This window comes from Streptococcus gallinaceus (assembly GCF_040545695.1).
GTDB lineage: Bacteria > Bacillota > Bacilli > Lactobacillales > Streptococcaceae > Streptococcus > Streptococcus gallinaceus.
Window position 1 is genome coordinate 1 of the sequence record NZ_JBEPMK010000013.1, and the last position, 1,417, is coordinate 1,417.

The following is a 1,417-nucleotide window of genomic DNA, read 5'->3' on the forward strand; positions in this document are numbered from 1 at the left end:
CCCCCAAAAGTTGGACACTATATTTTAAGCACAGGATTGAGTTCTGTATTGAACGGGACTCAGTCCTTTTAATTTTGTTTTGCTTCTCTTGTTATTGTAGTAAACTATGTATTCTTTGATGGCAGATTCAAGCTCCACCAGTGATTTGTTGGACTCTTCATAGCCGTAAAACATCTCTGACTTTAGAATTCCAAAGAGGGATTCCATCATACCATTGTCAGGACTGTTTCCTTTACGAGACATTGAAGGAATGATACCTTTAGACTCTAAAAATTGGTGATACAATTGATGCTGGTATTGCCAACCTTGGTCACTGTGTAGTATGGTTCCACTATATTCTTGTTCTGGAAATACTTTATCAAGCATCGTCTTAACTTGTTCTAAATTTGGTGAATGAGACAGAGTAAAGTCAATAATTTCACTATTATATCCATCCAAGACAGGCGATAAATAGAGCCTTCCCTCAATGCCTGGCAAAACAAATTCAGTCACATTAGTATAGCACTTCTCATAGGGTTTAGAACCTTCAAATTGGCGTTGAATGTCTTACCTATCTCCCCCTTGTAGGATGAATACTTACGTTTACGACGGATTCTAGCACTCAGTTCCATGGCAGTCATTAAACGTTGCACCTTTTTGTGATTGACATTAAAACCACGATTTCGTAATTCTAGAGTGATACGACGGTAGCCATAATTACCTCTATGTTCGTCATAGATACCTTGGATGTTATCTTTTAATGCCTTGTCTTTGTCACCATGTTCTAGTTGTTTTAACTGATAATAGTAAGTAGAACGAGCTAGTTTTGCCGTTTCGAGGAGTAAGTCTAGTCGGAATCCTCCTTCGACCATTTTTCTAATTGTCGCTGTTTTTCGCGTTGTTCTATTTCGTCCCTCAATCGAAGTTCTCTCAACTTTTTTAGATAGGCCACCTCCGTTCTTAAACGCTCGTTTTCTTCCTGAAGACGCTCTAATTCAGTCATTTCCTCCCATGTTTTCTTTGGTTTACGTCCCATCTTTGGTGGTTTCCCTCTTGCTTTCTCAACAATAGTATAACCATTTTTCTTGTATTGGGAAAGCCAATTGGACAAGGTTCCCCTATTGGGGAGGGCATAATCAAGAGAGACCGATAATATAGATTGACCATCCAATAAAACTTTATCAATCATTTCCTTTTTCAGTAAAGGAGAATAGTGGGTATTTTTCCCTTTTTTAACAATTTCTAAGCCATAGCGTTTCATTAGCCGAAGCATATATTTAATAGTAGATTCCCTAACATCGAACATTTTAGACAAGTAGGGAATTGAATAGCCTTCTTGTCTTAATTGATAGAGTTGAATCTTATCTTCATAACTTAATTTCATAGAAAAAGCCCCCCATTCGTTAGATTTCTTGTCTAACGAATGGGGGGCAGTTCA

Annotated in this window: 1 pseudogene; it reads right to left on the bottom strand. The window is 37.8% G+C overall.

Annotated features, from left to right (window positions below):
• Window positions 1-24: 24 nt before the first annotated feature.
• A pseudogene (locus ABID27_RS10185) lies at window positions 25-1,363 on the bottom strand (IS3 family transposase).
• Window positions 1,364-1,417 lie beyond the last annotated feature (54 nt).